Raw genomic sequence first — 16057 nt, forward strand, 5'->3', positions numbered from 1 at the left:
AAAGTATGATATATATCGCTTGTGGATCAGTTATTATGGTTGTGGGAATTATCTGGCTAATTAATCCTCCCCGAAAACCTCATCCACTTTACGGATATTATTCATACCTTGCTCAGACTAATTCGACTAGTTTTAAGTTTGCTCAAAAAAAGGCTAGTCTTTACTTTATCCTTTTTGGCGGAATACAGTTGCTAATTGGAATCGGTGTCCATTTGCTAAATTGGGATCGATATTTCCTAATTTGGTTACTCACATTTTATCTTTTTCTTGTATTTCCAATTATGGCAACTGAGAAAAGCTTAAAGAAGTTTTTGATCGATTGCCATGAATTGCCACATGATTACGTTAATCCTGATGACGTAAAGCATGAGAAAACTAAGGGATTTAGGGACCGAAAATGAAATTAAATATCTTAATGGTTGAGGATGACCAGTCCGTTGCTGAAATGATGGAAATGTTCATCAAAAAAGAGGGTTGGACAATGGAGGTTGCTACTGATGGGGAGCAAGCGGTTGAAAAATTTTCTGCTAATCCTGACCAGTATAATTTAGTTACACTGGATTTGAATTTACCAAAAAAAGACGGGATCCAGGTTGCTAGAGAAATTAGAGAGAAATCGCCAACTATTCCAATTATTATGTTGACGGCGAGAAATAGTGAAGCAGAGCAGATTTTGGGCCTAGGCGTAGGCGCAGATGATTATGTTTCAAAGCCATTTAGTCCATTAGCTTTAATTGCAAGAATCAAGGCTCTTCAGCGAAGAATTGATATAGAAGAAAGCCAAAGTAGAGCTAAAGCCGAAGCTGATAAAGTAAAAGAAAAATTTGATGTTGAAACAGAACATATCAAAATTTCTAAAGACAGACGTGAAATCTTGTTTGATAACAAAAAAGTACCAGATATTACCCCAAAGGAATTTGATTTGTTGGCTATAATGGCAGAAAAACCTAAGCAGGTTTTTTCGCGGAGCCAACTGATTGACTATGTTTGGGGCTATAATTTTTTTGGCGAAGAACGAACAGTCGACGCACACATCAAGAAATTACGACATAAGCTGGAGAAAGTTGGAGCAAACGTCATTCAAACGGTCTGGGGAATTGGTTACAAATTTGACGATTCACAGGTTTAATAAATTATGAAATTGATTTATCAGCACATGCTTAGCTTTTTGCTGATTATTTTAACAACTGTTGCAATTATTGGCTATTCCGAAATTGCTTATGTAACAAACCAATCATATTCGCAAAACTATCAGCGAATGGAAGACTATGCGTCTTCTTTGGGCTCTTTGGCGGCGACGGATAAAAAGAATGGCACATTAATGTTAAATGCAAATTTCCTAAAGCAAATGGAATTTGTCTTACGTGGTGATGATCTTCATCTCCGTATTTTTGATTCAGATGGTCGCCAAATTTATCCGAAGACTGCTAAAGACTTGCACCTTGCTTCTGATATATATGGTATTTTGAAACAAGGGCAAGAAATTCGTATTAAAAATAATAACGACTCTCATTCTTATATGGGCCACACTAATGATCCATGTACTGGTGTTCTTGTTCCTTGGATGAGTGAGCACAAGATGATTGGTGCAATTTGGCTTGGCGCTAGGGTAAAAAACGTTGAAAGACCAATAGCAATGGCGAAGCAAAATTTGGTAAATGCTTTTATTGTTGCGTTAACTGTCGGAGCTGCCTTAAGTTTAGCTTTGTCATATTACACTACTAGCAAAATTAAGCGCCTCTCGATTGCAACCAAGAAGGTTACTTCCGGTAATTTTGATGTGCAGCTCAATTATAAGGGAAACGATGAAATTGATCAGCTAGCCGATAACTTTAACCAAATGGTACGGTCGCTGAAACAGTCTGATGAAGAAATCAAGAATCAGGAAAAACGGCGGGATCAGTTCCTGGCTGACGCTGCTCATGAAATGAGAACGCCTCTAACAACCATTAATGGAATTTTGGAAGGATTGCAATATGATGCGATTCCTGAAGACGCTAAGCCTAAGTCAATTTCACTAATGAAAAAAGAAACTAAAAGGCTAATCAGATTAGTCAATGAAAATCTTGATTTTGAAAAAATTCGCAATAATCAGATTTTGTTGGTTAAAACTTCATTTAATGCAACTAAAATATTAGAAGATGTGAAAATGCAGCTTTCACAAAACGCTGAAAAGGAACATGATGAGATTCGAATTGCTGCACCTGGCGATTTGTCAGTTTATGCGGACAAGGATCGCTTTACCCAAATAATTTTCAATTTGGTTCAAAATGCAATTCAATTTACCAAAAATGGTCAAATAGTAATTAGTGGCCGAAGAAAAGACCATGCTACAGAAATTGTGGTTATGGATAACGGAATTGGAATGAGCGATGAACAAATGAAGTATATCTTTGATCGTTTTTTCAAAGCTGATCCGTCAAGGGCTCGTCAAGGAACTGGTGAATCTGGTCTTGGCCTTTCAATTGTCTCTTCGCTAATTAAGCAGCATGGTGGCAAAATTAGCGTAGATTCGAGTCCTAACGAAGGAGCTATTTTCACAATCACTTTCTTTAATGAAGGGTTTGAACAGTATCTATCTGAATAAACAAAAAGCACTTCAACTGAAGTGCTTTTTGTTTATTCTTTTTTGTCAGTAGATTTTTGCCAAATTTTTGCTGTAGCAGGTACTGCACCTAAGTTAGTCATATCATCTTTATCGACTACAATTAGGTTAGAAGGACCAGAAGCAAGCTTGTTAAAACTATCTAGGCTTTGGTTTCTAAAGTAACCATCTGAAGCTTTATCCAAGCTTGCCTGTAGCTGATTAATTCGGTATGCCTCAGCATCGGCTTCAGTTTTGACAGCTTCAGCTTTAGCCTTTGCAGTGGCAATTAATGCCTCATTTTTGGCCTTAGTGGTTAATTCAATGTTTTTAACTTCACCTTCGGCTTTTTCAATTGCTGCAATTTTTTCTCTATCAGCAGTTAGTTGTTTATCCATTGCCTTTTGAATTTCAACACTAGGAAGTAATTCATCAATATTGACACGAACCATATAAATCTGTCAAATCGCCAATTGCATCAGCAAGTTGTGAATTGATTTTACTAGTTGAACCAAGGGCATCGTTTAAGTCCATCCGACCAATGATATCGCGTAAGTGTCCTCTAATTAATTCAACCATCGACTTAACTGAATCGGTATTGTTGTAAAAGTACTTATATGAATCAGTTACTAAATAGTTTAACGTCAAACTAGTGGTGATTTCAGCATTGTCCTTAGTAATAATTGAGTACTTAGAAATTTCTGCTGGAAACATTGCTAATGAAACACGGCGCAACCTTTGAATTACAGGTATGACAAAAACAAGGCCTGCTTTTACTGTTCTTGAGTATTTACCTAGAGTTTCGATGAGTCCTTCATTATTTTGAGGAACAACTCGGCAACACGATAGGAATAAAAGGATAACGACAATAACCAAAATTAAATAGACCATAGTTTAAAACACCTCAAATTATAAAAAGATTAACTATGTCTTAATTATATTCTCTTTTTTTCTTTTGGCTATCATTATCCCTTTTTTTATCTAAATGATTTTCTGCCACTGATTCAGGAATTTCAGTTATTTCATTGTGGCGACCATTTAATTCAGGGGCATCAGTACGGTAAAAGCGAGTAGTGGAGCGCTTATGTGTGGAGATTAGTGCTGTTGATTTGGTCTTTAATTTTGCTCTTAAGGCTTCCATTTGCTGGAAGTTACTCAAGTAATCGAATTGACCTGGATCAACTGGTTTGAATCCCTTCGGGGTGTAAAAACGTAAAAGGTTATGGTTATTGAGCAAATCAGAGTACTTAAGAGCCATCTTTCCTTTTTTGGCTAGTTCAGCAATTTCTTTGTTTTCTTTTTCAGTATAATTGATAATTTCTTTACCGCTGATTCGATCGTAAACAGTGCCCTTTTTACCTTTTCCACCGATAATAACGTATTTTTGACTGACAATTGTGCCATTTCTGAAAACAATCCATGGTTTATACTTCGGTGATAGCAGGTCATTACCGAACTGAATATAGTTCTTGTTGGAAATGCCAAGTAAGTGAAGTAGTGTAGGCAGAACATCAATTTCTCCTGCAACTTCGTTCATAATCTTGCCCTTTAAGCTAGGCGAGTAAAGCATAAACGGCACACGTTGCATTTGGACATTATTATAACTATTCCAAGTATCCGAGCTTTCACCAATAATAGGGGCCAAGGTTTCATTTTCGGAATTACTTAAGCCGTAGTGATCACCATAAATCATTACCACGGTGTTTTTCATTAAACCAGATTTATTTAAATAGTTGAAAAATTCCCTGATTGCTTGATCAAGATAGTGAGCTGTTTCAAAGTAGTTGTTGATAGCTTTATCAGATGTATCCGCAGTTTTAAAGTTTGGATCGCGATCTTCTTCATCCATATCAAACGGGGTATGATTGGTAACGGTGATAAATTTGCTATAAAAAGGTTGTTGCATGCGTTCAAGATATTTAACACTTTCAGCGAACATGACTTTATCTTTAATTCCGTAGCCAATACTATCGCTTTGATCATGACTGTAATAATTTTGGTCAAAGAAATAGTTATAGCCCATATTTTTGTAGACATCGTCACGATTCCAAAATGAACCAACATTACCGTGAAAAACGGCTGAAGTGTAATTGCCATTTTCGCGTAAAATTTGTGGAGCAGCTTGGAAGGTATTTGAACTACCTAGCGCAGTAAAAAGTGAACCGTCTGAGATACCAAATGTGCTTGTTTCAAGCATGTTTTCTGCGTCACTAGTACGACCAATTCCAACTTGATGGTAGAAATTAGAAAAACTAAGTGAATGACGACTATGATAGATTGAGTTAAGAAAAGGTGTGACTTCCTTGCCGTTAATTTTGAGATCGATTACGAATTGCTGGAAACTCTCTAGGTGGATTACAATGACGTTTTTGCCTTTGGCAGCACCATAATACTGAGGGCTAACTGGTAATTTATTTTTACGTGTATAAGTCAATATTTTGTTTAAGTCAGCGGTGTTAGCATTACGATTTACTTGTTCAGTTTGTTCATTTTTCACGCCGTCGTACACGGTAAAAGTATCAATTCCTAGATACTTAACAATGTAAGAACGATCAAAAGTTGTCCCTAAAAGTCGAGGACGTGACGATTCTGCTAAAAAAACATTGAGACTTAAAATTAGGGCCCCACACGTTGTAATCGTAAATGGAGTTAGTAATCCATATGATTTTTGGTCAATTTTGATTTTATGAGCAAGCAAAAGTCCTATCACAATAATTAAGTCGAGCCATAAAATCAGGTCAGAGGGCTTTAATAGGGCGACAGCACTTTTTCCGAGACCGGGTGCTACTTTAGCTGCATTAGTCATTGTTTTAACAGTAATGAAGTCTGCAAATTGTCGATAATTTAAGATGTTAGCAAAGAGCAAACCAGTATTGGCAAAATCCATTAATAACATGATGACATAGGATACGACTGGCTTAGAAAAGTAAAATCCAATGCTTAGTAATAAAACTGCCGATCCGATAGGGCTGATCCACATGATAATGTGTTGGTAGGGATCATTAATGCCTAGGTTAAAATCATGATAGGCGGCAAAAATATATTTTAATGTAAACAAAATAACCAACAGACAAAAAAAGCCTGTACGGGTTTGGATAAAATTAATCAGCTTCTTTTTTTTCAAGTTGAACTCTCCTTATTTAATTATTTTAGAATTTTCGCGCACTTTAGACAATCATTTCTGAATTGTTAGTCCTTTTTTAAGAAAAATTTGGCAAAGATTGGGTATAATCTAGATGAACACTAAATTTATAGGACTTGAACTGAAAATGATATTTCTAGGACCGCTATATAACTTAATTGCTCAAAGTTATGCAACTAAAGTTAATCATTTTGCCTTAATTAAGTTAATTATGTTGGCATTTGATAAGACAATTTTTTATTTTTGGGTTTTCATGATTTTGCGTTTGTTTTGGTTAATGGTGGTAAGACGAAGGCGAACACTTAAATCAGAAGCGACGGTATGGCTGTTTGCTTTTTATTTAATTTTGATTTTAATGTTAACCACTTTTCGCCGAACCTATTTCCCATGGCAACTTTCTTTCAATTTCCATCGACCGCTAAGTGATATTAATCTCGTATTTATGAAAGAAACTTGGAAGATGTACTATGCCCAGAGTCGGCTGGATTTTATATACAATTCATTAGGTAATGTTGCTTGCTTTTTACCATTCGGCTTTTTAGCACCATTTGTTTTTTCAAAAAAGCAAACTTTTATCAGGGTGTTAGTAGCAGGCGTCTTATTTTCAGTTTTTATTGAAACAATGCAGTTTTTACTCGCAACCGGTGTGAGTGACATTGATGATGTCTTCTTTAATAGTTGTGGGGCGGCCTTGGGTTATTTACTATACTGGCTTTTTCAACAATTACGAGTAAAGCTGAAAACAATTTAAAAAGCGCTGGTATTTATAAAATAAGATTGCTAAAATGGTTTTGTGAAATAGATATTTAATTCAATAAAGGGAGCGTATTTTATGAGTTTAATTAAATTCGATAGCAGTAAATTAACACCATTTGTTCACGAAAATGAACTAGGCGAAATGCAAGCAATGGTTGATGCTGCATCTAAGGAATTAAAGGAAGGTACCGGTGCAGGTAGTGACTTTTTAGGTTGGATTGACTTACCAGTTGATTACGACAAAGAAGAATTCGCTCGTATTAAAAAAGCAGCTGCAAAAATTCAAGCCGATTCGGAAGTTTTGATTTGTATTGGTATCGGTGGCTCATACCTTGGAGCCCAAGCTGCCATTGAATTCTTAAATAGCGCTTTTTATGGTAAGGGCAAGGATAAGTATCCAACTGTTGTCTTTTGTGGTAACTCACTTTCTGGTTCATATCTTCACGATTTGATTGAATGGTTAGGAGATAAGGACTTTAGCATTAACGTTATTTCTAAATCTGGTACAACCACAGAACCTGCTGTTGCATTCAGAATCTTTAAAGATAAGTTAATTAAGAAATACGGTAAAGAAGAAGCTCAAAAACGTATCTTTGCTACAACTGACCGTGCTAAAGGTGCTCTTAAGACTGAAGCAGATGCTGAAGGCTATGAAGAATTTGTTGTTCCAGATGACATTGGTGGTCGTTTCAGCGTCCTTTCTGCTGTTGGTTTATTACCAATCGCTGTTTCTGGTGCTGATATTGATCAACTTATGCAAGGTGCTGCTGATGCACGTAGCGAATACACTGATACTGACTTATCAAAGGCAACACCATACCAATACGCTGCTTTACGTAATATCTTATACCGTAAAGGATACACTACTGAAATTGTCGAAAACTACGAACCAACTTTGAGAATGTTTAGTGAGTGGTGCAAGCAATTAATGGGTGAATCAGAAGGTAAAGATAACAAGGGCATTTGGCCAGCAAGTGCAAACTTTACAACTGATCTTCACTCATTAGGTCAATACATTCAAGAAGGCTTACGTAACTTATTTGAAACAGTTATTAGAGTTGAAAATCCTGCAAACGATGTAGAGATTCCTTCGGATGATCGTAATTTAGATCAATTGAACTTCTTAGAAGGAAAGAGCTTAAACTTTGTTAACGATCGTGCATACGAAGGTGTTGTTTTGGCTCACACTGATGGTGGCGTACCAGTTATGACTGTTAATATTCCAGATCAAACTGAGCACACATTAGGTTACCTCATTTACTTCTTCGAGTTAGCCATTTCAATTTCTGGCTACCTCAATGGCATTAATCCATTTAACCAACCAGGTGTTGAAGAATACAAACGTAACATGTTTGGTTTATTAAACAAACCAGGTTACGAAGCTTTACACGATAACTTAGTATCACGTTTTGAGCAAGAATAAGGATAATTTGTCCTGTACATTGTTATCTGATCGGTGAAAACCGATTAAGGATTGGAAAGGGTAAAAGCTAATTAGCTTTTTACTCTTTTTTATTACAGGGAGGTTTACAAGAATGGAAAGAAAAAAAGAGTCGCCAAAACATATTCTAGCAATTGTTAGCTGCGCACTGATGGCATTTGTATCAATCCTAACCGAAACAAGTTTGAACGTTACCTTTCCTACGCTAATGAAACAATTTCACATTGGTCTAGGACTTGTTCAATGGACCACTACAGGGTATCTTTTAACAATTGCAGTTATTATGGTTGCAAGTTCATATTTAAACGAGCGCTTTTCGGCTAAACAGCTGTTTTTAACTGCAGCTATTTCATTTATTGGCGGCTCAGTAGTTGCTGGACTTGCACCAAATTTTTGGGTTTTGCTTGCAGGAAGACTCATTTCATCTGTGGGAGCTGGTTTGTCAATTCCACTGATGTTTAATTTGGTTGTTGAACTAATGCCGCAGGAAAAATGGGGCTTTTATATGGGATTAACTGGTCTAGTAGTTATTCTTGCCCCATCTTTAGGACCAACATTTGGTGGGACAGTTGTTTATTATTTTGGCTGGCCGTTAATTTTTCATATTGTTGCTTTAATTGCTGTAGTCGTACTAATCATCGGAGCTCTGTCAATTGAGCAATACCACGAAAAAAAGCATCCAAGCTTTGATTGGGCGAGTTACTTTGTGATTGTTGCGGCTATGATTATCTTTAACTTGGGCTTTAATCGAATTAGTAATGGCATCGGTGATCCATATTTTTGGATAAGTATGGCTGTTGTTGCAGCGCTGGTGTTCCTTTTTATCAAACTGTCGAAGAAGAGCAAAAAGAAGCTAATCAACTTAGATATTTTCAAAAATAAAGCATTTGTTTTTGCGATGATTTCTTATTTATTACTGCAGTTTATTAATATTGGCACTAGTTTCGTGTTGCCAAACTATGTTCAGATTGTTAATCATGAAAGTTCACTCATTGGCGGGTTAGTTTTACTTCCGGGATGCATTTTAAGTGGCTTTTTGAATCCGTGGTTTGGACATATCTATGATCAAAAAGGGCCAAAACTTCCATTTTTAACTGGTACAATCTTTTGCTTTACGGCAAGTATACTATTTACCATTTTCGGTCTGAAAATCTCAACAGTTATGGTGGGCGTCTTCTACGGCATTATGATTATTGGGAGACAAATGGCGTTCAACAATACAATGGCTGAAGCATCCAAATTGCAACCAGATGAATTACATACTGATGCTACCGCTGTCTTTCAGACTGGTCAACAGTATGCTGGCTCAATGGGAACAACGGTTATGGCAACAATTATTTCAGCATGGCAAAAAAAGCCAGGCAATTATTCTGTTTTAACTGCCCAGGGAAGTCAGGTTGCTTTCTTAGTTATGTCAATCATTAGTGTCATTATTTTCTTAAGTTATCTAAATTTATTTAGGTTAGAAGCAAGAAATAAATAGAAGTGCGTTGTTATAGAAATGAAAAGGAAAGCGTAATATGGTGGCTTTCCTTTTTTTAATGAATCTAACTCATTTTTATTTAATTTTTCCTTTATTTTTAAATTTATCATGTTAAACTATTGATAATATCTTTGAACGGGAGGAAAAAAGAATGCAGCTGAATTCAAGCCGTTTTTACTTGCAACGAATTATTTTTAAATGCAATCAACATTAAAAATTAATTCGAAGGAGTATTTCTTATGGCTGACACAACCACAACAAACAAATTAACAATCAAAACATTTTTTAACAATATTCTAGCAGGAACTGCAACTGGGATCATTGTTGGTTTGATTCCTAATGCAGTAGTAAGCGCAATTTTAAAGTTATTTGGGCAGAATGCAATTACCGCCAGTATCGGTCAGGCATTACTGATTTTCCAATGTGCGACACCGTTGTTGATTGGGGCATTAATAGCAATCCAATTTAAAATGGTTCCGTTGGATGTAGCTATTGTAGCTGCAGCAGCATATGTCGGATCAGGCGTAACTAAATTTGTTCCGCAAATTGTCAATCCAGCAACTAAAGCACAAGGTGTGTTTGTTTCTGCTGGAACTGGTGATTTGATTAATACTATGATTACTGCAGGTCTAGCTGTTTTCCTACTATTTCTAGTGGGGGAACGTTTTGGATCAGTAAAAATTGTAGCTGCTCCGATTATTATTGGAGTTGGCGCAGGCTGGATCGGGTTATTAATTTTACCTTATGTAAGTAAAATTACCACTTGGTTAGGAAATGTCATTAATTCATTTACTGATTTACAACCAATTTTAATGTGTATATTGATTTCCTGCATGTTTAGTATTTTGATTGTTTCACCAATTTCAACGGTTGCGATTGGCATGGCAATTCAATTAAACGGGCTTTCAGCTGGTGCTGCAGCTATGGGTGTAGCAGCAACGACAATTGTGCTAGTTGTTCATTCTTGGCGCACAAACAAATCAGGGGTAACAATTGCAATTGCGTTAGGCGCAATGAAAATGATGATGCCAAATCTATTTAGACATCCAATTATTCTTCTGCCCTCACTAATCACAGCAATTGTGTCCGCAATACCTGTCGCATTATTCCATGTATCTGGGACTCCTGCATCAGCAGGATTTGGTCTTGTAGGCATTGTTGGACCACTGGCTTCAATGGATGCAGGTAAGTACAGTTTGAATTTCATAATGGCACTGCTTGTTTGGATTGTTATTCCAGCAATTGTTGCAGTAATTTGTCGCTTTTTATTTGAAAAAGTGCTTCACATCTATGATGAAAAAGTAGTTTTTGCTTATTTAGGTGAATAAAAAATAAAGAAAATAGCCAATTTCGGTAAGGAAATTGGCTATTTTTGTTTGATTTGATTTTTAGTTAGTTTTTTAATTCAAAGGATAGATATAAGTTGTTTTAATTATGCTTTTTCCATGCGGCATTTATTTGCTCATAGCTTAATTTGGAGGTATCAGAATAGAGCAAGTAGGCTTCGCTAAGTTCATTTTCATTACCAACACCTACTGAAAAGGCACCTGAAGAATTTATTGCTTTAATTCCAGCGATTGAATCTTCGATGCCAACGCATTCTTTAGGAGATAAGTTAATGGCATCAGCTGCGGCGATGAAAATATCAGGCGCTGGTTTTCCTGCTGCAACCTTGCTAGGGTCAGCAATTGCATCGAAAGTATTAATAAGCTCCAGTTTCTCTAGAATATAAGGACCGTTCAAGCTTGCAGAAGCTAGTGAAAGCTTAACATTATGTGCCTTAAGTTCAGAAATAAGTTCAGATATTCCAGGTAGGATATTAGCAGGGGTTAAGTTGGCTAATAACTCACGAAAAACATCATTCTTTTCTTCAGTCATTTTGTTAAATTCAGAATCAGTTACTTTAATGTCTAAATAGTTCAGAATTGCAGTAAGTGAATCAGCACGACTTACGCCTTTAGTTTGGACTTCTAATTCATCAGGTAATTCGCGATTAAAGTGGTCTTTGATGAGTTTTCGCCAGGCTTGAAAGTGGTAAACCGAAGTATCGGCAATTACACCATCAAGATCAAATAGTACGCCCTTCATTTAAAAACTTCCTTTCACTAGCCAATGGAGTCTCTGCTAAAACAGCTTTGATGTTAGCGAAATCTTCATCGGAGATATTAACAAATGGTAACATTGTATTCATTTCAATTAATGAACTTCCACCAAATGTGTCAAGGTTATTTTGATCTTGTAAGAAACCAAAGACATCATTCAGTGGTGACAATTTTTCTACTAATTCAGAATCTGCCATAAGGTCTTTGGCTGGCATATCAATGTTGTAGTATTCGATATAGCTAGAACTTGGAACATAACTGATAGAATATTGTCCACCGGTTAGCTTAAGTGGCAGACTAGTGGCTTCACCATTAAGCTGAACTTCACCTGTAGCACGTGGTAATTTTACTGTTACTTGTTGACCAAATGGAATATTCAGGTTGAGCTTGATTGTGTGTTGTTCATCAGTTTCAAGTTGGTATTCAATTTGAAGATCACCGTATGAACTTTCATAATGACCTTGAACATGCTTGAGACGGTAATCAAATTGTGGTGCCAAAGTGACTTCTTGATAGCCATTTGTTTGAGAACTGATTCCAAGTACTTGCTGGTAAACCCACTGCATGATCGCACCAATAGAGTAGTGGTTAAGTGAGTTCATTCCTTCAGGATTCATTGAGCCATCAGGCATAACTGAATTCCAACGTTCCCAAATTGTTGTTGCACCTAAATTAACTGCATAAAGCCAACTTGGGAAGTCTTCATTTAAGAAGATTTGTGTTGCAAGCTTGTGTTCGCCGTTTTCAGAAAGAACACGACAAACAATTGGTGTACCAACAAAACCAGTCTTTAGATGGTTATTATCTTTACCAAGGCGAGCAACTAGGTCTTTAACGACACGTTGCTTTTGCTCATTAGGTACTAAATCAAAGGCTAGAGCCAACGCATAAGCTGTTTGTGTATCAATTGATAAACGTCCAGTTGCAGTAATATATTCGTTAGAAATAGCTTTTTTAATTGCTTTAGTTTGTTTTGAGTACTTAGCAGCATCATCGCTAAAACCAAGTATTTGTGCTGTTTCAGCGACAATAGAAGTAGAGTAGTAATAGTAAACAGAAGCAATGAAGTCTTCATCAGTTTTACCAGTTGGCATTGCTGGATTTTCACCATCAAGTGAAAGCCAGTCACCGAATTGGAAGCAACCTGTCCAAAGGTTCTTAGTTGAAGTATTTTTACCAATCCATTCAACCCAAGCTTTCATGCTTGAGTAATTTTGACGCAAAATAGCAGGATCATTATATGCTTGGTAAACAGTCCATGGAATAATTGTTGCAGCATCACCCCAAATTGCAGCGCCACCGCTACCATTACCCATTGCTGGAGCATACATTGTGAGCATGCCATCATGAGCATTCTGTTCGATTTGCATATCACGTGCATATTTCTTAAAGAATGCATAGGTATCCATGTTCAAAACGGCTGTTGCTGAAAATACATCTGCATCCCCAGTCCAACCGAGACGTTCATCACGTTGAGGGCAGTCAGTAGGGACATCAAAGAAATTGCTCTTTTGGCCCCATATTACGTTTTGCAAAAGACGATTGACTTTCGCATTATTCGTCGTAATTCCACCAGTCGTTTTCATGTCGGAGTAGATGACTGCTGAACGGAAATCTTCCTTCTTAAGTGGCTTGGTATTACCTGTAACTTTTGCATAGCGGTAACCATAGTAAGTAAAGTGGGGACGAACCCATTTTTCTTTGCCATCAGAAGTATACTTAAAGGCTGCGCGGGCTTCACGAAGGTTGTCACGATAAAAATTACCGTTTTGTAAAATTTCTCCAACTTGAAGTTCAATTGTTTGTCCTGCAGGTTCATGGTTGAAGAGTTCAGGCCAACCAGCATGATTTTGGCCAAAATCTAAGACAGTTTCACCAGCAGGAGTTTGAATGATTTCTTTAACTGGTAAGTATTCTTCAACTTTAAGTGGCAAGCTTAAACGATCATGCAGAATTTCTTTTGAATGATCAATGATTACTGCTGGTTCCCAGTTAGTAATTTCCTTTGTGTCGTCTAAATCCTCACCATAGTAAATTGCCGACTTAGTAACTTTTCCAGAAGTTGTTTGCCATGAATCATCCGTGTTAATTACTTCTTCAGTCCCATCAGCAAAGGTTAAATGCAGTTCTGCAATGGCCATTTGACGATCACCATAAATATTTTCTTGACCGCCGTCAAAGCCGAAGTTTCCTTTATACCAACCGTCGCCTAGAGAAATCAATAATTCATGCTTTTGAGTTTTTTGTAAAAAACTAGTGACATCATATGTCTGAACTTGGGTTACTTGATCATAGGCAGTTACACCAGGAGCAAGCAACTCGTCACCAATTTTTTCGTTGTTGAAGTAAACTTCGTAAACACCTAAACCAGTCATGTAAAGACGTGCATCAGCAATTTCTTTATCTAATGCAAATTCTTTTCTTAACAAAGTATTTTGTAAATCTTTGTTACTGTTTCCAATCCAGTTAGCTGAAAATGGTTCAGTTATTTTTCCAGTTTCGAAAAAACTATCCTTAGTTATTTCATCACCGGCATTTTGAACGGAAACTGACACTGTATAGTGGGTACGAGGTTCTAACTCGATTGCAAAATCAAAAAAGTTATTGTCATAGTTTTGCCAATCAGAGTCGTAAACAACTTCATCGGTTTTTATAATGACTCTTTTTTTGGTTTCCGTCATAGGTTTAGAGCTATTTACACTAAATTCAATATGTAAATGGTTATATAAGTCAAAACCAAGTGGAGTGGTCATATGGTTAATTGAAATTTGACTAATTTCGATCATTTTTAGCTCCCTTTACAAGCGTGTGTCAAAACGACCACAGAATGGATCAACTGGGTTAGTACCAATGAATTTTTCTTCGCCGGTCATCTTTCTTAGCAATGCATCAATGGTAACGTCATTACCTGTATATGCGTTGACGTAAGTTGAAACCATTGGAATATCGAAGAGGTGATATGGGTTGCAAGTTGAAACAAAAACAGTTGGAATGTCTTTCATGAACCATGGAGCATCAGCAGCCATTAAGTGAATCCAGTCAAGACGGGTAGTGGTTTGATTAGAAGCAGTTTCAACGTTACCAACGTAAAAAGCTAAGTCAAATTGGTCTTTTTCGTATTGAACACCACCTGCAAATACTTCTTGGAAGTTTAAGTGTTGGCGATCAAAGACAGTAACTTCAAAGCCTTTTTCTTCAAGTTTTTCCTTAAATTTAGCAGTAACCTTGCCACCTTCTTTAAAGCCACCGTCATCGTTGTCACCTAAAACTACTAGGCGAACACGAGGATATTTTTTAGGTGTAATTGGCAACAAGTTGTCACGATCTTTAACAAGGGTAACTGATTCAGTTGCAACTTTAGCAGCTAACTTTTCATGTTCAGCAAGCTTTAAGTCAATGTTACTTGAAGTAGGTTCACAAAGTTCACAATCAGTGTTCATAACACCTTGTGCTACCTTAGTTCCGATAATTCTAGTAACAGCTTCATCCACTCTGTCCATTGAAATGGTACCGTTAGCCACTGCATCAGTGACGAACTTGTAATCTTCGTCAATGTCTTTGTTGAATAAAATCATGTCGATTCCTGCGTTAATTGTAGCTGGTAAAGCTTCAGAACGTGGCATGATTGCATTGTAACCAATCATTGGCGTAGCGTCTGTAATTGTCAAACCGTTGAAGTTTAAAACGTCGCGAAGTAAGCCATCAATTAACAATTTAGAAGTTGAGGCAGGGCGCAAGTCCTTATCTTCAATTCCTGGTTGTAATTTTTGTTCCCAAGCAGGTTGCATAATATGAGCAATCATAATACTTGGCAAGCCATTTTCGATTAAGTGGTGGTATATTTCACCGTATGATTCCATCCATTCATCAGCAGAAAGTGAATTGATTGAACTTAAAAGGTGTTGGTCGCGTTCATCAACACCGTCACCAGGGAAGTGTTTAGCAACAGGAATAACGTGGTTAGCATTAAGTCCTTCGATTTCTGCATCGGACATTTTAATTACGCGGTCCTTATCACTACCAAAAGTACGTGAGTTCATAATTGGATTGCGGAAGTTTAAGTCAAGGTCAACAATTGGTGCAAAAGACATGTTGCCACCAACTTGTTTTGCTTCATAACCTGAAACATCACCGAGGTTATATGCGTTTTCTGGATTATCAGTTGCCGCCACTTGAAGTGGACGCCCAACCCAAGTACCTTCATTAACCAAGCCGTTACCACCAGCTTCAAGGTTTGCGGCAATTAATAGTGGAATATCACTTGCTTCTTGTGAAGTGGCAATTTCATGTTGCAGCTTTTTAGCAGCGTCAGGACGGTACATGATTCCGCCTGGTTGATACTTTTTAACGAATTCTTTTAAATCTGTATTTTCTTCGTCTTCACCAATAACGAAAAATAATTGTCCAATTTTAGCTTCTGTCGACATGCTTGCTACTTTTTGCTTTACAAAGTCGATTTGTGAAGCAGACAAGTTATAAGGCTTTTTCGATAAGTCTGTCATATTTTTCCTCCGTGTGCTATAAATATAAATTGATTTCGAGTTTATTT

11 protein-coding genes and 1 pseudogene are annotated in these 16057 nt (G+C 36.9%); 7 read left to right on the forward strand and 5 right to left on the reverse strand.

The genetic code is table 11. The features are described from left to right. Positions 1-5 precede the first annotated feature (5 nt). Genes DKL56_RS03025 through DKL56_RS03035 form a run of 3 tightly spaced genes read left to right on the forward strand, consistent with a single transcriptional unit; the run spans position 6 to position 2587 of the window. Positions 6-401, forward strand: coding sequence for an SdpI family protein (locus DKL56_RS03025; protein ID WP_109715364.1), 396 nt, complete (start codon positions 6-8; stop codon positions 399-401). Then, positions 398-1129, forward strand: a complete 732-nt coding sequence (locus DKL56_RS03030) for a response regulator transcription factor (protein ID WP_109715365.1) — start codon at positions 398-400, stop codon at positions 1127-1129. Before DKL56_RS03025 ends, DKL56_RS03030 begins: the two co-directional genes overlap by 4 nt. Before the next feature lie 6 nt (positions 1130-1135). After that, positions 1136-2587 carry a sensor histidine kinase gene (locus DKL56_RS03035; RefSeq protein WP_109715366.1) on the forward strand — a complete coding sequence of 484 codons (1452 nt, stop codon included), beginning with the start codon at positions 1136-1138 and terminating at the stop codon, positions 2585-2587. A gap of 32 nt (positions 2588-2619) precedes the next feature. Here DKL56_RS03035 and DKL56_RS03040 read toward each other — a convergent pair. Further along, positions 2620-3475: pseudogene (locus tag DKL56_RS03040) on the reverse strand (SPFH domain-containing protein). 40 nt (positions 3476-3515) lie between these two features. Beyond that, entirely contained in the window at positions 3516-5708 is a 2193-nt protein-coding gene (locus tag DKL56_RS03045) for an LTA synthase family protein (RefSeq protein WP_109715367.1), read from the reverse strand. 145 nt (positions 5709-5853) lie between these two features. Between DKL56_RS03045 and DKL56_RS03050 the strand changes: the two genes are divergently transcribed. The 4 genes from DKL56_RS03050 to DKL56_RS03065 all read left to right on the forward strand — a co-directional run bounded on the left by DKL56_RS03050 (position 5854) and on the right by DKL56_RS03065 (position 10734). Next, positions 5854-6477: a VanZ family protein gene (locus tag DKL56_RS03050; RefSeq protein WP_109716026.1), complete on the forward strand. Its 624-nt coding sequence runs from the start codon at positions 5854-5856 to the stop codon at positions 6475-6477. 81 nt (positions 6478-6558) lie between these two features. Beyond that, positions 6559-7905: a glucose-6-phosphate isomerase gene (locus tag DKL56_RS03055; protein WP_109715368.1), complete on the forward strand. Its 1347-nt coding sequence runs from the start codon at positions 6559-6561 to the stop codon at positions 7903-7905. A gap of 112 nt (positions 7906-8017) precedes the next feature. Further along, positions 8018-9406 (forward strand): MFS transporter, encoded by a 1389-nt coding sequence (locus DKL56_RS03060; protein ID WP_109715369.1) that lies wholly within the window; start codon positions 8018-8020, stop codon positions 9404-9406. 239 nt (positions 9407-9645) lie between these two features. Next, on the forward strand, positions 9646-10734 hold the full coding sequence (locus DKL56_RS03065; RefSeq protein ID WP_109715370.1) for a PTS sugar transporter subunit IIC: 1089 nt from the start codon (positions 9646-9648) through the stop codon (positions 10732-10734). 100 nt (positions 10735-10834) lie between these two features. On the opposite strand, the gene pgmB is transcribed toward DKL56_RS03065, so the two are convergent. Genes pgmB through DKL56_RS03080 form a run of 3 tightly spaced genes read right to left on the reverse strand, consistent with a single transcriptional unit; the run spans position 10835 to position 16010 of the window. Next, entirely contained in the window at positions 10835-11494 is a 660-nt protein-coding gene (pgmB, locus tag DKL56_RS03070) for a beta-phosphoglucomutase (RefSeq protein WP_109715371.1), read from the reverse strand. Next, the gene (locus DKL56_RS03075; protein ID WP_109716027.1) at positions 11475-14291 is read right to left on the reverse strand and encodes an alpha-L-rhamnosidase; all 2817 of its coding nucleotides are present in this window, start codon (positions 14289-14291) and stop codon (positions 11475-11477) included. Before DKL56_RS03075 ends, pgmB begins: the two co-directional genes overlap by 20 nt. Positions 14292-14306: 15 nt before the next feature. Then, positions 14307-16010, reverse strand: a complete 1704-nt coding sequence (locus DKL56_RS03080) for a glycoside hydrolase family 3 protein (RefSeq protein ID WP_109715372.1) — start codon at positions 16008-16010, stop codon at positions 14307-14309. Positions 16011-16057 lie beyond the last annotated feature (47 nt).

Origin of the sequence: Lactobacillus apis (genome assembly GCF_003150935.1) — a bacterium.
GTDB classification, from domain to species: Bacteria; Bacillota; Bacilli; order Lactobacillales; family Lactobacillaceae; genus Lactobacillus; species Lactobacillus apis.

Coding starts and splice junctions, on each gene's coding strand:
- DKL56_RS03080 (WP_109715372.1), bottom strand. CDS start 16,010: ATGACAGACTTATCGAAAAAGCCTTATAACTTGTCTGCTTCACAAATC.
- DKL56_RS03065 (WP_109715370.1), top strand. CDS start 9,646: ATGGCTGACACAACCACAACAAACAAATTAACAATCAAAACATTTTTT.
- DKL56_RS03035 (WP_109715366.1), top strand. CDS start 1,136: ATGAAATTGATTTATCAGCACATGCTTAGCTTTTTGCTGATTATTTTA.
- DKL56_RS03055 (WP_109715368.1), top strand. CDS start 6,559: ATGAGTTTAATTAAATTCGATAGCAGTAAATTAACACCATTTGTTCAC.
- DKL56_RS03050 (WP_109716026.1), top strand. CDS start 5,854: ATGATATTTCTAGGACCGCTATATAACTTAATTGCTCAAAGTTATGCA.
- DKL56_RS03060 (WP_109715369.1), top strand. CDS start 8,018: ATGGAAAGAAAAAAAGAGTCGCCAAAACATATTCTAGCAATTGTTAGC.
- DKL56_RS03030 (WP_109715365.1), top strand. CDS start 398: ATGAAATTAAATATCTTAATGGTTGAGGATGACCAGTCCGTTGCTGAA.
- DKL56_RS03025 (WP_109715364.1), top strand. CDS start 6: ATGATATATATCGCTTGTGGATCAGTTATTATGGTTGTGGGAATTATC.
- pgmB (WP_109715371.1), bottom strand. CDS start 11,494: ATGAAGGGCGTACTATTTGATCTTGATGGTGTAATTGCCGATACTTCG.